Below are 14,515 nucleotides of genomic sequence, written 5' to 3'. Positions count from 1 at the left end.
AATGAAAAAACAGTTTATTCAAAAACAACAACAAATCAGCCTGGTTAAATCCTTCTTCTCCCGCCAGTTGGAACAACAGCTTGGCCTGATCGAAGTGCAGGCGCCGATCCTCAGTCGTCTGGGTGACGGTACCCAGGACAACCTGTCTGGCAGTGAGAAAGCGGTGCAGGTCAAGGTGAAAACCCTGCCGGATGCCACCTTTGAAGTGGTGCACTCGCTGGCCAAATGGAAACGCAAAACATTGGGCAGCTATGACTTCGGCGCCGGTGAAGGCTTGTATACCCATATGAAAGCCCTGCGCCCGGACGAAGATCGTCTTAGCGCGATCCATTCGGTCTACGTTGATCAATGGGACTGGGAGCGGGTGATGGGCGATGGCGAACGCAGTCAGGATTACCTGGAAAGCACCGTGCGCAGCATTTATGCGGCAATTAAAGCAACCGAGGGTGAAGTGAGTCGCGAATACGGCTTAACGCCGTTCCTGCCGGAGCAAATCCATTTTGTTCACAGCGAAACCCTGCTGCAACGCTACCCGGAGTTGGATGCCAAAGGCCGTGAGCGGGCAATTACCAAAGAGCTGGGTGCGGTATTCCTGATGGGGATTGGTGGCAAGCTGTCGCATGGCAAATCACACGACGTACGTGCACCGGATTATGATGACTGGACCACCCCAGCAGCAGCAGGGCTGGCCGGCCTGAACGGCGATATCCTGGTATGGAACCCGGTGCTGCAGGATGCCTTCGAACTTTCTTCTATGGGGATCCGCGTTGACGCCAGCGCGCTGAAACGCCAGTTGTCGCAAACCGGGGATGAAGATCGTTTGACGCTGGAATGGCATCAGTCTCTGCTGCGTGGCGATATGCCACAAACCATCGGTGGCGGTATCGGTCAGTCGCGCCTGGTGATGCTGTTGCTACAACTGTCGCACATTGGGCAGGTACAGTGTGGCGTGTGGTCTCCGCAGGTGCGTGAAGCGGTCGACGGCCTGCTGTAATACTCAGCGCCGCCAGCGGCGCATTAAACGGCTTTTTAACCCGGTATCAAAGCGCCAGATATGATCGAAGATGCGCATGATGCCGGGCTTGCCGTAGTTGGACATCGCCACCGCGTGAAAGCGTTGCTGGTGGCTTTGCTGCTGTTGTTTGACCTTCTTTATTATCTCTTCCGGTAAACGCTGGGCAATAAAGTCAGAAATGATCACCGCGTCAGCGTCGAACCAGCCGCTTTCCGTCATTTTGCTAACGGTGGCGTTCAGGCAAGCCGCCAGATCGGTACCGCCGCGGAAGTGCTGGCCGAGAAAACGCACCGCCTGCTCAATACCACTGGCGGCAGTGAGTTCGTAATGCACGATCTGGTTGGCGAACAACATTATGTAGCAACGGCGGTTATCCGCCAGCGCGATGCGTAACAGTGCCAGACAGAACGCTTTGGCGCACTGTTCGTTGAAACCGCCCATCGAACCTGAGGTATCCACACAGACGATAAACGGCCCGCGCGGTTGCTGATCCTGCTGCTGATGGGTGACCTGGCGGATCAGAACCTGTTCCTGCCAAACATCGCCCTGCAGGCGATAGCTCAACAGCTGTTTTTCCAGCAGGCGGCGATAAAACTCAAACTCCAACTCTTCAATGCCCAGCGTGACCAACTCGGGTGGCAGCAGGCGCAGAATATCGTCGCTCTGGTGAATGCCGCTGACCTCTTCCGGCAGCGTGGCTGGTACCTGCACCATCACGCGGTACGGCTCGGGCAATGCGTCCTGCTGTTGTACCGCCTTGGCCTGATAGCTGCGCCCAAGCTGCTGCGCCAGTTTTTTCAGTTCAGGCTGCTGCTGCAAGAAGTTGCCGTATTCCACCAGCCTTTGATAGTCACCCCGTTGCAAGTGGCCTTTACTCATATCCCACAGTCGCCCGGCTGCGGTGTCGTTTTCCGACAGCAGCGGCTCCAGAGCACCACTTAGCGCCAGACGCTCCTGCAGCTCCGCCAATAGCTGTTCGCGTTCCTGTTCCAATAGCTGGTGATGCATCATGGTGGCCTGTAGCGTCAGGCTGATGCGCCAGCGCTGCAGGAAAAGAGTTTGGAAGCTGTCGTCCAGCGGATGGTTGGGCAGATCGGCGGCATCCACCAGCGAGCGGGCCTGCTCATAAAAGGGGGAAACCAGTTGGCGCAGCAAATCCAGAGTGTCGTTAAGGTTATGGAAGAACTGGGTGTTGTTCTCCAGTTGGCACTGTTGATAGCGATAAAACTCCTGCGCCAGCGCGGGCGGCACCATGGCTTCGTGGAGACGTTCTTTCAGTTGCAGCTTCCAGCGCGGCAGGTCGCGATCCAGCGCCCGGCGGATCGCCGGAAACTTTTTGAAGAAAATCGACAGCTGCGGTGCCGCCAGCATGCCGATGATCATCTCCTCGATCAGCTCACCTTCGGTGATCGCCAGCAGCAGATCGAGCGTTTCCAGGCTGAGCATACTTACTGGCCGCGCATTTGCTGGTGCTGCTGTTTGATTTGTTCCGCCACCTGCAACAGGCTGGCCTCAATTTTTGCCAGCCTGACGGCGGGGGTAAACAGACAGGGTTGGTGCTGACTGAACAACCGGCGCTGTTCCGCCAGGCGCTGCGCCAACTGATCCATTTCATCCAGCATCGCCTGCGGCGTGCCGCCGGTCTGTTTGCCGGGCAGTGCCAGCAGTGCAGGTTGACGGCTAACGTCCAGCACCGTCAGATGCAGTTGCTCGTCCACTTCCAGATCGATCTGCTGGGCAAAGCCGATACCGTTCAGTTTGGCGCGCACGTCGCCGCCTTTTTGCAGCCAGTTTTCCAGCGCGCTGTTTTCAATACTCAGATGGTTGACTTGGATATCATGCAGTTGCAGCGGTTTTTGCAGCAACAGGGTCAGGGTACCGGTGCCGAGCGGCGTTGCCAGGGCAAACTGAGGTTTTCTGCTGAACATGCCGCCCTTTTTCACCAGGGCGATCGCCTGACTGTCGCTCTGCTGCTGTTGATGCTGCAGCCAACGGGTATGGATCTGTTGCAGTTGGATCAGCAGCGATTGCTGTTGATAAGCCGATTCGTTCAGCAATTGTTCTACTTGCTGTTGCAATAGCTTCAGTGAGGTGAGGTCGTGCCAAAGGCAGTCTTTCAGCAGCAATAAATCGATCGGCGCCACGGCGTCGCGACCGCTGAAGAAGGCGCAGGCCTGCAACAACCGCAGCGCCTTTTTCCAGCGACGGTCGGAGACGTAAGGGGCATTATCCAACGCATCCAGACGCTGGCGCAGTTGGAATATCAGCTCAAAGCAAGTCTCGGGCAGCTTGATTTTGTCGATCTGCGGTTGCCACTGGTGGTATTCCTCATCACTGATACTCAGTGCTTCAGGCACCGGGTTTTCATTCTCGTTCTGGCGACTGACTAGCAGTGAGCGGAAATTCTGTTTGTCCTGCACTTTGTCCAACCACAGGCGTATTAGCATGCGATCGTAAAGGGCTTCCAGGCTGCTGTCGGCATCCGGCAGTTCGTTGGAGGCGGTGACCAGCAGCCGCAGCGGGATCGGTTCTTCCGTATTACCGTTGCGGAAACGGCGTTCGTTGATCGCCGTCAGCAGGGTATTGAGGATCGCCGGGCCGGCCTTCCAGATCTCATCCAAAAATACGATTTCCGCCTCGGGCAGGTAGCCGGCGGTCAGACGTTGATAGCGGCCTTCGTCTTTTAACGCCTGGATCGACAAGGGGCCGAAGACTTCTTCCGGGGTTGAGAAACGCGTCATCAGGTATTCAAATGAACGCGCGCTGCGAAAGGCGAATTTTAACCGGCGCGCAATCAGGCTTTTGGCGATGCCCGGTGGGCCAAGCAGAAACACGCTTTCACCGCTGAGCGCTGCCAGCAAACACAGGCGAATGGCATCCTGTCGTTCATAAAGACCGCTCTCCAGCGCGTTGCTGAGGCGGGAAATCCGTTCTGCCAGAAGAGATGATGGCGCCATATTATTGTCGTGTTGTCCGAGTGTTAGCCAATCTTGGTGGATAATCCGATGATAAACCACCATTATTTTTAATGGTATAGCTTGTTGATTAGTAAAATCTTTCTATTATCAAAAGAGCGGCTGGTTCACATTTTGTTTATTTTTAGGGTCTGATATAAGGATAGGCAAGCAGTATAAATCGTGCATACTGTGCGCCTTTTAGTGGGCGTAACGGATCTTAGAGCCCGTATCTCTGGCTGATGCGGATGCATCGCTAACGGATGTTCTAATAAAGAAACGAATTATGAGCGCAGAGCATAAACAGTCCTTATCGGCGGTAACCCTGGCGGCAATTGGGGTGGTTTACGGTGATATTGGCACCAGCCCTCTCTATACTCTTCGAGAGTGTTTCTCCGGCCATTACGGCTTCGATGTTCGTCCAGATGTGGTTTTCGGCTTCCTGTCGCTGATTTTCTGGATGTTAATCATCATTGTTTCCCTCAAGTATCTCACCTACGTCATGCGGGCGGATAACGCCGGTGAAGGGGGTATCCTGACGCTGATGTCGCTGGCCGGGCGTCATACTTCGGCGCGTACCACCGCCGTGTTGGTGATATTGGGCTTGATTGGCGGCAGCTTTTTCTATGGCGAGGTGGTGATCACCCCGGCGATATCGGTGATGTCGGCGATAGAAGGGTTGGAAATCGCCGCGCCGTCGCTTGATGGCTATATTGTTCCCCTTTCCATCCTGGTGCTGACGGTGTTGTTTGCCATCCAGAAACACGGTACCGGCAGCGTGGGTAAGCTGTTTGCGCCGGTGATGCTGTTGTGGTTTATCGTTCTGGCGGTGCTGGGCGCACGTAGCATCATGGCGAATCCAGAAGTCTTGCAGGCGTTAAACCCGAAATGGGCGCTGAACTTCTTTATTGAATATAAGAAGGTGTCGTTCTTTGCGCTGGGCGCGGTAGTGCTGTCGATCACCGGCGTTGAGGCGTTGTACGCCGACATGGGGCATTTCGGTAAATTCCCTATCCGCCTGGCCTGGTTCACCGTGGTGCTACCATCGCTGGTGCTGAACTACTTCGGTCAGGGCGCTTTGCTGCTGAAAAACCCGGAGGCCATCAAGAACCCGTTCTTCCTGCTGGCACCGGACTGGGCGCTGATCCCGCTTTTGATTCTGGCGACGCTGGCTACGGTCATCGCCTCGCAGGCGGTGATCTCCGGCGTGTTCTCGTTGACTCGCCAGGCGGTGCGTCTGGGTTACCTGTCACCGATGCGCATCATCCATACTTCTGAGATGGAATCCGGTCAAATCTATATCCCGGTGATTAACTGGACGCTGTATATCGCGGTAGTGCTGGTGATTATCGGTTTCGAACACTCCAGCAATCTGGCGGCGGCCTACGGTATCGCCGTGACCGGCACCATGGTGCTGACCAGTATTCTGGTGACCTCGGTGGCGATAAAAAACTGGCACTGGAACCGTTTCTTCGCCGTCGGCACTCTGGTTATCCTGTTGATTATCGATGTGCCGATGTTCGCGGCCAACGCCCTGAAGCTGTTCTCCGGCGGTTGGTTGCCGTTGCTGTTAGCGCTGGTGATGTTCATCATCATGACCACCTGGAAGAGCGAACGTTTCCGCCTGCTGCGCCGCATGCACGAACACGGTAATTCCCTTGAAGCGATGATCGCCTCGCTGGAAAAATCGCCGCCGGTGCGGGTGCCTGGCACCGCGGTCTTTATGTCTCGCGCCATCAACGTGATCCCTTTTGCGCTGTTGCATAACCTGAAGCACAACAAGGTGCTGCATGAGCGAGTGGTGCTGTTGACGCTGCGTACCGAGGATGCCCCTTATGTCCATAACGTACGACGAGTGACCATCGAACAGCTTTCGCCGACCTTCTGGCGGGTGGTGGCCAGTTACGGCTGGCGTGAAACGCCGAATGTTGAGGAAGTGTTCCACCGCTGCGGCCTGGAAGGGCTGCCCTGTCGGATGACGGAAACCTCGTTCTTTATGTCACATGAGTCACTGATCCTGACCAAGCGGCCGTGGTACCTGTTCCTGCGCGGCAAACTGTTTATTGCACTAAGCCGCAACGCACTACGTGCGCCGGACCAGTTTGAGATACCCCCCAATCGGGTAATCGAACTGGGCACCCAGGTCGAGATTTAATTCCCCTCAAGGGCTCAGCAATAGCTGGGCCCTTTCTGTTTATGTTCTCGGTAACTATGTTCTCGGTAACACCAGCGAAACGTTTCGATAGCGATCACATTTCTGCACTGTTCCGGTTGCCTTCTGTTGACGTTTTTTTAAACTCCAGACACAAGCGAAACGTTTCGCTGGTGGAGTGAGAAGAAAAAGATGAAAAAAGGCGTGCTGCTGAATGCTGATGTTTCTGCCGTGGTTTCCCGTCTCGGCCATACCGACCAGATCGCCATCTGTGATGCGGGGCTGCCCATTCCGGCGGCAACGCAGCGTATCGATCTGGCGCTGACCCAGGGCGTACCGACATTTTTGCAGGTGGTTGGGGTAGTGACACAGGAAATGCAGGTAGAGAGCGCCATTCTGGCGGAAGAGATAGTTAAACATAATCCGCAGCTCCACCACGCGTTGTTGGCTCAACTGACTGAACTTGGCCAACACCAGGGAAATACCATCAGCGTGAGTTATATCAGCCACAGTGCATTTAAAGCGCAAACTGAACACAGCCGGGCGGTGATCCGCAGCGGGGAATGCTCGCCTTACGCGAACGTGATCCTCTGCGCCGGCGTAACTTTCTGAGGCATTTATGCAACCTTTACTGCAACTGAAAGGGATCGATAAAGCTTTTCCCGGCGTGAAGGCGCTTTCAGGCGCCGCGCTCAGCGTTTATCCCGGCAAGGTGATGGCGCTGGTGGGGGAAAACGGCGCCGGGAAATCCACCATGATGAAAGTGCTGACCGGCATTTATAACAAAGACGCCGGCAGTCAGTATTTTCTCGGTAAAGAGGTGGCATTCAACGGGCCAAAGGATTCGCAGGAAGCGGGCATCGGGATTATCCATCAGGAACTAAACCTGATCCCGCAGTTGACGATCGCGGAAAACATCTTCCTCGGGCGTGAGTTTGTTAACCGCATCGGCCGCATCGACTGGAAGCGCATGTATGCCGAAGCCGACAAACTGTTGGCGCGGTTGAACCTGAGTTACAGCAGTCACCGGCTGGTGGGCGAGTTGTCGATTGGCGATCAGCAAATGGTGGAAATCGCCAAGGTGCTGAGCTTCGAATCCAAAGTCATCATTATGGATGAACCGACGGATGCGCTGACCGACACGGAAACCGCTTCTTTATTTAAAGTGATCAATGAACTCAAAGCCGAAGGGCGCGGCATTGTTTATATTTCGCACCGGCTGAAAGAGATCTTTGAAATTTGCGATGACGTCACGGTGTTTCGTGATGGGCAGTTTATCGCCGAGCGACCGGTCAGTGAGCTGCAGGAAGATTCGCTGATAGAAATGATGGTCGGCCGCAAGCTGGAAGAACAGTACCCGCGTTTGAATCAGCCGCGGGGCGAAAAGCGACTGGAAGTCAGCCAGGTTTCCGGCCCTGGTGTGGATGACGTCAGCTTTACTCTGTACCGGGGCGAAATTCTTGGCGTGGCCGGTCTGATGGGCGCCGGGCGTACCGAACTGATGAAAATTCTCTACGGTGCCGCGCCGCGTAAAGCCGGTACCGTCAACCTCGATGGCCGCCCGGTGGTAACCCATTCGCCGCAGGACGGTCTGGCGAACGGCATTGTGTATATCTCCGAAGACCGCAAGCGCGATGGCCTGGTGCTGGGGATGTCGGTAAAGGAAAACATGTCGCTGACGGCGCTGCGTTATTTCAGCCGGGCCGGTGGCAGCCTGAAACAGGCGGAAGAGCAGCAGGCCGTGGGTGATTTCATCCGCCTGTTCAATATCAAGACGCCGTCGATGGAGCAGCCGATTGGCCTGCTTTCCGGCGGTAACCAACAGAAAGTGGCGATCGCCCGTGGCCTGATGACACGGCCAAAGGTGTTGATCCTCGATGAACCGACGCGTGGCGTCGATGTGGGCGCTAAAAAAGAAATCTATCAGTTAATCAACCAGTTCAAGCAGGAAGGGCTGAGCATCATTCTGGTGTCTTCGGAAATGCCGGAGGTGCTGGGCATGAGCGACCGCATCCTGGTGATGCACGAAGGACACCTCAGCGGTGAATTCCCGATTGAACAGGCCACCCAGGAAGCGTTGATGGCTGCGGCCGTTGGCAAGCAATACGGCGTAAAGCAGGAGTAATCAGATATGAGTTCCCAGAGTGTGGCAAAGCGCTGGTTCAGTAAAGAGTGGCTGTTAGAGCAAAAATCACTGATTGCTCTGCTGGTGCTGATCGCCGTGGTCTCTTCCATGAGCCCGAATTTCTTCACCGTAAACAACCTGTTCAATATTCTGCAGCAAACCTCAGTGAACGCCATTATGGCGGTGGGGATGACGCTGGTGATCCTGACCTCCGGCATCGATTTGTCGGTGGGATCGCTGTTGGCGCTGACTGGCGCGGTGGCGGCGTCGATCGTCGGTTTCGAAATTAACGCAGTGGTAGCCGTGGCGGCGGCTCTGGCATTGGGGGCGGCTGTTGGCGCCTGTACCGGGGTGATCGTGGCCAAAGGCAAGGTGCAGGCGTTTATCGCTACTTTGGTGATGATGCTGCTGTTGCGCGGTGTCACCATGGTGTACACCAACGGCAGTCCGGTGAATACCGGCTTCACCGACGTGGCCGATACCTTCGGCTGGTTCGGCATTGGCCGCCCGCTGGGGGTGCCTACCCCGATCTGGATCATGGCGATCGTGTTTATCGCCGCCTGGTACATGCTGCACCATACCCGTCTGGGCCGCTATATTTATGCCCTGGGCGGTAACGAAGCGGCGACCCGCCTGTCCGGCATCAGCGTCGACAAAGTGAAGATTATCGTTTATTCGCTTTGTGGACTGTTGGCGGCGCTGGCGGGGGTGATCGAAGTGGCGCGCCTGTCTTCCGCGCAACCGACCGCCGGGACCGGCTATGAGTTGGATGCCATTGCTGCGGTGGTGCTGGGTGGTACCAGCCTGGCCGGTGGCAAGGGCCGCATTGTCGGTACGTTGATCGGGGCGCTGATCCTTGGCTTCCTGAACAACGGCCTGAATTTACTGGGTGTTTCTTCCTACTACCAAATGATCGTGAAGGCAGTGGTGATACTGCTGGCGGTTCTGGTAGAGAACAAAAGCAACAAATAACCTCCCCCTACAGGAATCACGATGATGAAAATGAAAAAACTGGCAATTCTGGCTTCAGCCTTCGCGCTGAGCGCCACCCTGAGTGCGAATGCGCTGGCTAAAGACACCATCGCGCTGGTGGTCTCTACCCTGAACAACCCGTTCTTTGTCTCAATGAAAGAGGGCGCACAGCAGGAAGCCAATAAGCTGGGTTACAACCTGGTGGTGCTGGACTCGCAAAACAACCCGGCGAAAGAGCTGGCGAACGTGCAGGATCTGATGGTGCAGGCACCTAAGTTACTGCTGATTAACCCAACCGACTCCGATGCGGTTGGCAACGCCATCAAGATGGCCAACCAGGCCAAGATCCCGGTTATCACCCTGGACCGTGTGGCAAGCAAAGGTGAAGTGGTCAGCCACATCGCTTCGGATAACCGCGTCGGCGGTAAAATGGCCGGTGACTTTATTGCCAAGAAAGTGGGCGCAGACGCTAAAGTGATCCAGCTGGAAGGGATCGCCGGTACCTCCGCCGCCCGTGAACGTGGCGAAGGCTTTAAACAGTCACTGGATCAGAACAAATTCAAACTGCTGGCCAGCCAGCCGGCAGACTTCGACCGTACCAAAGGCCTGAACGTGATGCAGAACCTGCTGACCGCTCATCCGGACGTGCAGGCGGTGTTTGCCCAGAACGATGAAATGGCACTGGGCGCACTGCGTGCGCTGCAAACCGCCGGTAAAACCGACGTGGTCGTGGTAGGCTTCGACGGCACCGCTGACGGCGTGAAGGCGGTTGAAGGCGGCAAACTGGCAGCGACCGTGGCGCAGCGTCCGGATCAGATCGGCGTGATTGGTGTGGAAACGGCGGATAAAGTGTTGAAAGGCGAAAAAGTGCCGGCCACTATCCCGGTTGATCTGAAGTTGGTCACTAAATAACACTCTGTAGCACCAGCGCCATCAAAACGGGGCGTTTATGATGGCGCGCAATTCAGGAATCAATGCGATGGCAACAGGTAAGCTGGTGGTTCTGGGCAGCATCAATGCCGACCATATCCTCAATATTGAGCAGTTCCCCCAACCGGGTGAAACGGTGATCGGGAAGCAGTATAAAGTGGCGTTTGGCGGTAAAGGCGCCAACCAGGCGGTGGCGGCAGGCCGCAGCGGCGCGGATATCGCTTTTATCGCCTGCGTGGGGGCTGATGACATCGGAGAACGTGTCCGTCAGCAACTGGCGACCGATCGCATTGATACCCAACCGATTGAGGCGATAGCCGACAGTACCACCGGTGTTGCGCTGATTTTTGTTAATGCGGAAGGCGAGAATGTGATCGGCATTGATGCCGGTGCCAATGCCGCAGTGACTCCCGACTATCTGGCTCGTTATCAGCAAAAGGTGATCGACGCCGACGCGCTGCTGATGCAGCTCGAGTCACCGCTGGAGACGGTTATCGCAGCCGCCGGCCTGGCGAAACAGCATCAAACTCAGGTGATCCTCAATCCTGCGCCGGCACGTGAACTGCCGGACGAATTATTGGCAATGATCGATATGATTACGCCAAACGAAACCGAAGCCCAGCGCCTGACCGGTATTGCGGTCAATAATGATGATGATGCCGCGCGTGCCGCACAGGCTTTGCATGATAAAGGCATTGCCACGGTGATCATCACCCTCGGCAGCCGTGGCGTTTGGCTGAGTGAGAACAGCAAAGGTAAGCTGGTGCCTGGCTTCAAGGTTAAAGCGGTAGATACCATTGCCGCCGGCGATACCTTCAACGGGGCGCTGGTTACGGCACTGCTGGAAGGTAAGGTGATGGCAGATGCCGTGCGCTTTGCCCATGCGGCGGCGGCCATAGCGGTGACTCGTCCCGGAGCCCAGCCTTCTGTGCCCTGGCGCGAAGAGATCGACACCTTCTTGCAGCAGCAGGAGTAATCCCTTTGGCCACCATGAAAGACGTCGCCCGTCTGGCGGGCGTTTCAACTTCGACAGTATCGCACGTCATTAATGACAATCGCTTTGTCAGCGACAGCGTGCGAGCCAAAGTCATGGCGGCCGTTGAACAACTGAACTATGCGCCTTCTGCCCTGGCGCGCAGCCTCAAACTGAACCAGACGCGCACCATCGGCATGCTGGTGACCTCCAGCAATAACCCGTTTTATGCCGAAGTCGTGCGTGGCGTTGAGCGCAGTTGCTATGAACGTGGTTACAGCCTGATCCTGTGCAATACTGAAGAAGATGCCGCGCGCATGAATCGCAACATGGAGACGCTGCTGCAAAAGCGCGTCGATGGCTTGTTGTTGATGTGTACCGAAAACCATCGTCCATCGCAGGACGCGCTGAGCCGCTATCCTTCGTTACCGATAGTCATGATGGATTGGGCGCCGTTCGAAGGGGCCAACGATATCATCCAGGATAACTCGCTGCTGGGCGGTGAGATGGCGACCGATCACCTGATCGCCCGTGGGTATCGCAAGATTGCCTGCATCGCCGGTCCACAGGATAAAACTACCGCACGCCATCGGCTGGAAGGCTACCGTCGCGCCATGCAACGCGCCGGGTTGACCATCTTGCCGGGATACGAAGTGCACTGCGATTTTGAATTTGAAGGCGGTGTGGATGCCATGAAGCAACTGCTGGCACTGGCCGAGCCGCCACACGCCGTGTTTGCCGGCAACGATGCGGTTGCCGTTGGCGCTTATCAGGCGCTGTATCAGGCTGGGTTATCGGTGCCGCAGGACATGGCAGTGATGGGCTACGATGATATTGAACTGGCTAAATACCTGGCGCCACCCTTAAGCACCATTCACCAACCGAAAGATTCACTGGGGGAACTGGCGATCGATACGCTGATTCATCGTCTGCAGAACCCGGAACGCGAAGCCCAGATCCTGGTGTTGACCCCAGAGCTGGTGGAACGCGCCTCGGTCGGTCATCGTTAGCCTGCGGTTTTAGCCGGCTTCTTCGGTTCCCGTCCGCTGATCAGGTTACGCCCGTCTTTTCTTTTCAGCAGCATAAACACAAACGCCGACGCTACGGTGACAATTCCCATAGTGATAAAGGTGTAGTGGAAGTGATCGACCATGGTCCCCAGCGACATTGTTTGGTAGAAACGCAGCACTGCCGCGCTGATCGCTACCCCGAAGCTAATGGAAAGCTGTTGAGTCACGGCCAGCACGCTATTGCCGGAGCTGGCATTGGCGTCGTTCAAATCTGCCAGGCTGATGGTATTCATGGCGGTGAATTGCGTCGACATAGCCATCCCCAGCACGAACAACGGCAGGATCATCAACCACAGCGGCATTCCCGGGCTTTGCAGCGCGAACTGAGCAATCAGCACGCCAATAATGACGGTGATACCCACCAGAGTCTTACGATAGCCGAACCAACGTAGCACCTGAGTGACGGTGGATTTCGCCATTAATGAACCGACGGCGGTCGGCGCCATCATGCAGCCGGCAATAATTGCCGAGTAACCGAAACCCACCTGCAGCATTAGTGGCATCAGGAACGGCACGCAGCCGGTGCCCAGCCGCGAAGCGACGTTGCCGGCAATACCCACCGAGAAGGTTCGGGTCTGGAACAGATCCAGACCAATCAGGGGTTGAGGGTGCCTACGGGCATGGACTATATAGCCGAACAGCATCACTACACCACTGAGCAGTATGCCCAGTGAGATATAGCTGGCCAGCACCTGTTCACCAAACAGCTCAAGACCGGTGGAAACCAACACCAGGCTCAGGCCAAACAGCATAAAGCCAATAAAGTCGAAGCGACGCTTGGGGGTGGTGAAGTCCGGCATATATTTACGGGCGTAGAAGATGCCGAGCAGGCCAATCGGGATATTGATAAGGAAAATCCAGTGCCAGGTGGCGTAAGTTACCAGCCAACCGCCCAGCATCGGTCCCATGATCGGCCCAACCAGCCCCGGCATGGTCACGAAATTCAGTACCGGCAACAGTTCGCTGCGCGGATAAGCACGTAGCAGCGCCAATCGCGCCACTGGCATCATCATCGCACCGCCGACTCCCTGAATAACGCGTGAAGTTACCAGCAGGCTTAACGTCGGAGAAAGCGCGCACAGCAGCGAACCGAGAGTAAACAGTGAAACCGCCACGATAAACACCCGGCGCGTACCGAAGCGATCTGCCAGCCAACCGCTGACCGGGATCAGCATGGCTACTGTCAAGGTATAGCTGATAACCGCTGACTGCATCGCCAACGGCGAGCGCTCAAGACTTTGGGCTATCGCCGGCAAAGCCGTATTGAGGATGGTGGCGTCCAGTGCCTGCATAAAGAACGCCATGGCGGCGATCCAGGGTAGCCCTGCCATACTGCGCGCGGATTTAGTCATTGTGAGTCCCGGTTAACTGTCGTCTTCGTCCCTTTCGTCTTTCTTCTATATATAAGCAGGGATGCGTTAGTCTTTCTCTCTAAGCAAAACCTGGCAGGCGGCTAATGCCTCTGCGCTATCGCCAGCGAGTATCGCATCGACGATGGCCTGATGGTGCTGGAGCTTAATCACCTCGTTACCGGTGATGGCGCGGAAGTAACTTTGATACACCGAACTGAACAGATTGGCGAATGAGGTCAGAAAGGGATTGCCGCTGGCTTCATAAATAAGCTGGTGGAACTGGGTATCCACCTGGATCCAGTGTTCCCGGTCAAACTGGATATGCAGGGCGCGCATTTCCGCCATCAGTTCAGCCAGCCGTGCAGTTTGCTGTGTGTTGGCGTTGGCTGCGGCCAGTGAGCAGGCTTGGGGTTCCAGTGAGGTGCGTAAGATAAGGAAGTGTTGCATGACCTGATCGAAGTTTTCTTTGGTCATCCACCAGGTCAGTAAATCCTGATCGAGAAAGTTCCACTGGCTTTGCGGCATGACCCGGGTCCCGATGCGCGGTCGGGGCAATAGCATGCCTTTGGCCGCCAGCATCTTCACCGCTTCGCGTACCGCCGTGCGGCTAACGCCGAATTGTTCCCCCAGTTCCATCTCTCCGGGCAGGATGCTGCCGGCCTGATAATCGCCTGCCAGAATTTGTTGGCCGAGTTTTTCAGCAAGTAGATAAGAAAGATTGCGTTGGGCGGCCTGTTGTTGAGCATTAAATTGCATGGCTGCGAGTCCTTACTGACATTGTTACTCTTATTTTACGCTACGGATCGCCAGTTTTTGTGGCTGTTTACCGGAAAAAGTGACGAAAACGCTGGCTTGTGCAGCGCTTTGCCGAAAAAATCCGCGCTTGAAAAGTTTTTTGCATTTAGGGGTTGCGGCCTTCTGAGAACTCCCTATAATGCGCCTCCACTGACCGGGAACAACGACTCCTCTAAC

Annotated in this window: 13 protein-coding genes; 8 read left to right on the top strand and 5 right to left on the bottom strand. The window is 55.9% G+C overall.

All coding sequences use genetic code 11. The features are described 5' to 3' along the window. Position 1: 1 nt before the first annotated feature. A complete protein-coding gene (gene asnA, locus F8R23_RS21110; RefSeq protein ID WP_129936184.1) occupies positions 2 to 994 on the top strand; it encodes an aspartate--ammonia ligase in 993 nt (330 codons plus the stop codon). Between the two features lie 3 nt (positions 995 to 997). Here asnA and viaA read toward each other — a convergent pair whose 3' ends face one another. Then, positions 998 to 2,461 (bottom strand): ATPase RavA stimulator ViaA, encoded by a 1,464-nt coding sequence (gene viaA / locus F8R23_RS21105; protein ID WP_085120108.1) that lies wholly within the window; start codon positions 2,459 to 2,461, stop codon positions 998 to 1,000. Positions 2,462 to 2,463: 2 nt separating this feature from the next. Next, a complete protein-coding gene (gene ravA, locus F8R23_RS21100) occupies positions 2,464 to 3,972 on the bottom strand; it encodes an ATPase RavA (protein ID WP_129936183.1) in 1,509 nt (502 codons plus the stop codon). 283 nt (positions 3,973 to 4,255) lie between these two features. On the opposite strand from ravA, the gene kup reads away from it, so the two are divergent. From kup to rbsR, 7 genes are all read left to right on the top strand, one after another. Then, positions 4,256 to 6,124, top strand: a complete 1,869-nt coding sequence (gene kup / locus F8R23_RS21095) for a low affinity potassium transporter Kup (protein ID WP_151415963.1) — start codon at positions 4,256 to 4,258, stop codon at positions 6,122 to 6,124. A 189-nt stretch (positions 6,125 to 6,313) separates the two neighbouring features. Next, positions 6,314 to 6,733: a D-ribose pyranase gene (gene rbsD / locus F8R23_RS21090; protein ID WP_099065709.1), complete on the top strand. Its 420-nt coding sequence runs from the start codon at positions 6,314 to 6,316 to the stop codon at positions 6,731 to 6,733. A 7-nt stretch (positions 6,734 to 6,740) separates the two neighbouring features. Then, positions 6,741 to 8,246: a ribose ABC transporter ATP-binding protein RbsA gene (rbsA, locus tag F8R23_RS21085; RefSeq protein WP_129937732.1), complete on the top strand. Its 1,506-nt coding sequence runs from the start codon at positions 6,741 to 6,743 to the stop codon at positions 8,244 to 8,246. Positions 8,247 to 8,252: 6 nt separating this feature from the next. Continuing rightward, positions 8,253 to 9,218 (top strand): ribose ABC transporter permease, encoded by a 966-nt coding sequence (gene rbsC / locus F8R23_RS21080; RefSeq protein ID WP_037421280.1) that lies wholly within the window; start codon positions 8,253 to 8,255, stop codon positions 9,216 to 9,218. A gap of 24 nt (positions 9,219 to 9,242) precedes the next feature. Continuing rightward, a complete protein-coding gene (rbsB, locus tag F8R23_RS21075) occupies positions 9,243 to 10,130 on the top strand; it encodes a ribose ABC transporter substrate-binding protein RbsB (RefSeq protein WP_085120130.1) in 888 nt (295 codons plus the stop codon). A gap of 67 nt (positions 10,131 to 10,197) precedes the next feature. After that, positions 10,198 to 11,124, top strand: coding sequence for a ribokinase (gene rbsK / locus F8R23_RS21070; protein WP_129937731.1), 927 nt, complete (start codon positions 10,198 to 10,200; stop codon positions 11,122 to 11,124). 5 nt (positions 11,125 to 11,129) lie between these two features. Then, positions 11,130 to 12,131: a ribose operon transcriptional repressor RbsR gene (gene rbsR / locus F8R23_RS21065; protein ID WP_085120102.1), complete on the top strand. Its 1,002-nt coding sequence runs from the start codon at positions 11,130 to 11,132 to the stop codon at positions 12,129 to 12,131. Here rbsR and mdtD read toward each other — a convergent pair. The 3 genes from mdtD to F8R23_RS24240 all read right to left on the bottom strand — a co-directional run. After that, complete coding sequence (gene mdtD, locus F8R23_RS21060) at positions 12,128 to 13,543, bottom strand: multidrug transporter subunit MdtD (RefSeq protein WP_129937729.1); 1,416 nt, start codon at positions 13,541 to 13,543, stop codon at positions 12,128 to 12,130. The genes rbsR and mdtD overlap by 4 nt on opposite strands. A 66-nt stretch (positions 13,544 to 13,609) precedes the next feature. Then, positions 13,610 to 14,299 (bottom strand): FadR/GntR family transcriptional regulator, encoded by a 690-nt coding sequence (locus F8R23_RS21055; protein ID WP_099065713.1) that lies wholly within the window; start codon positions 14,297 to 14,299, stop codon positions 13,610 to 13,612. Between the two features lie 30 nt (positions 14,300 to 14,329). Further along, positions 14,330 to 14,515: hypothetical protein (locus F8R23_RS24240; RefSeq protein WP_211369081.1), on the bottom strand; the 186-nt coding region annotated here is incomplete at its 5' end.

The sequence above is a fragment of the Serratia proteamaculans genome, assembly GCF_008830365.1.
Classification (GTDB): Bacteria; Pseudomonadota; Gammaproteobacteria; order Enterobacterales; family Enterobacteriaceae; genus Serratia; species Serratia proteamaculans.
Note: the sequence above shows the minus strand (reverse complement) of the source record. Positions and strands in the feature narration are given on the sequence as shown.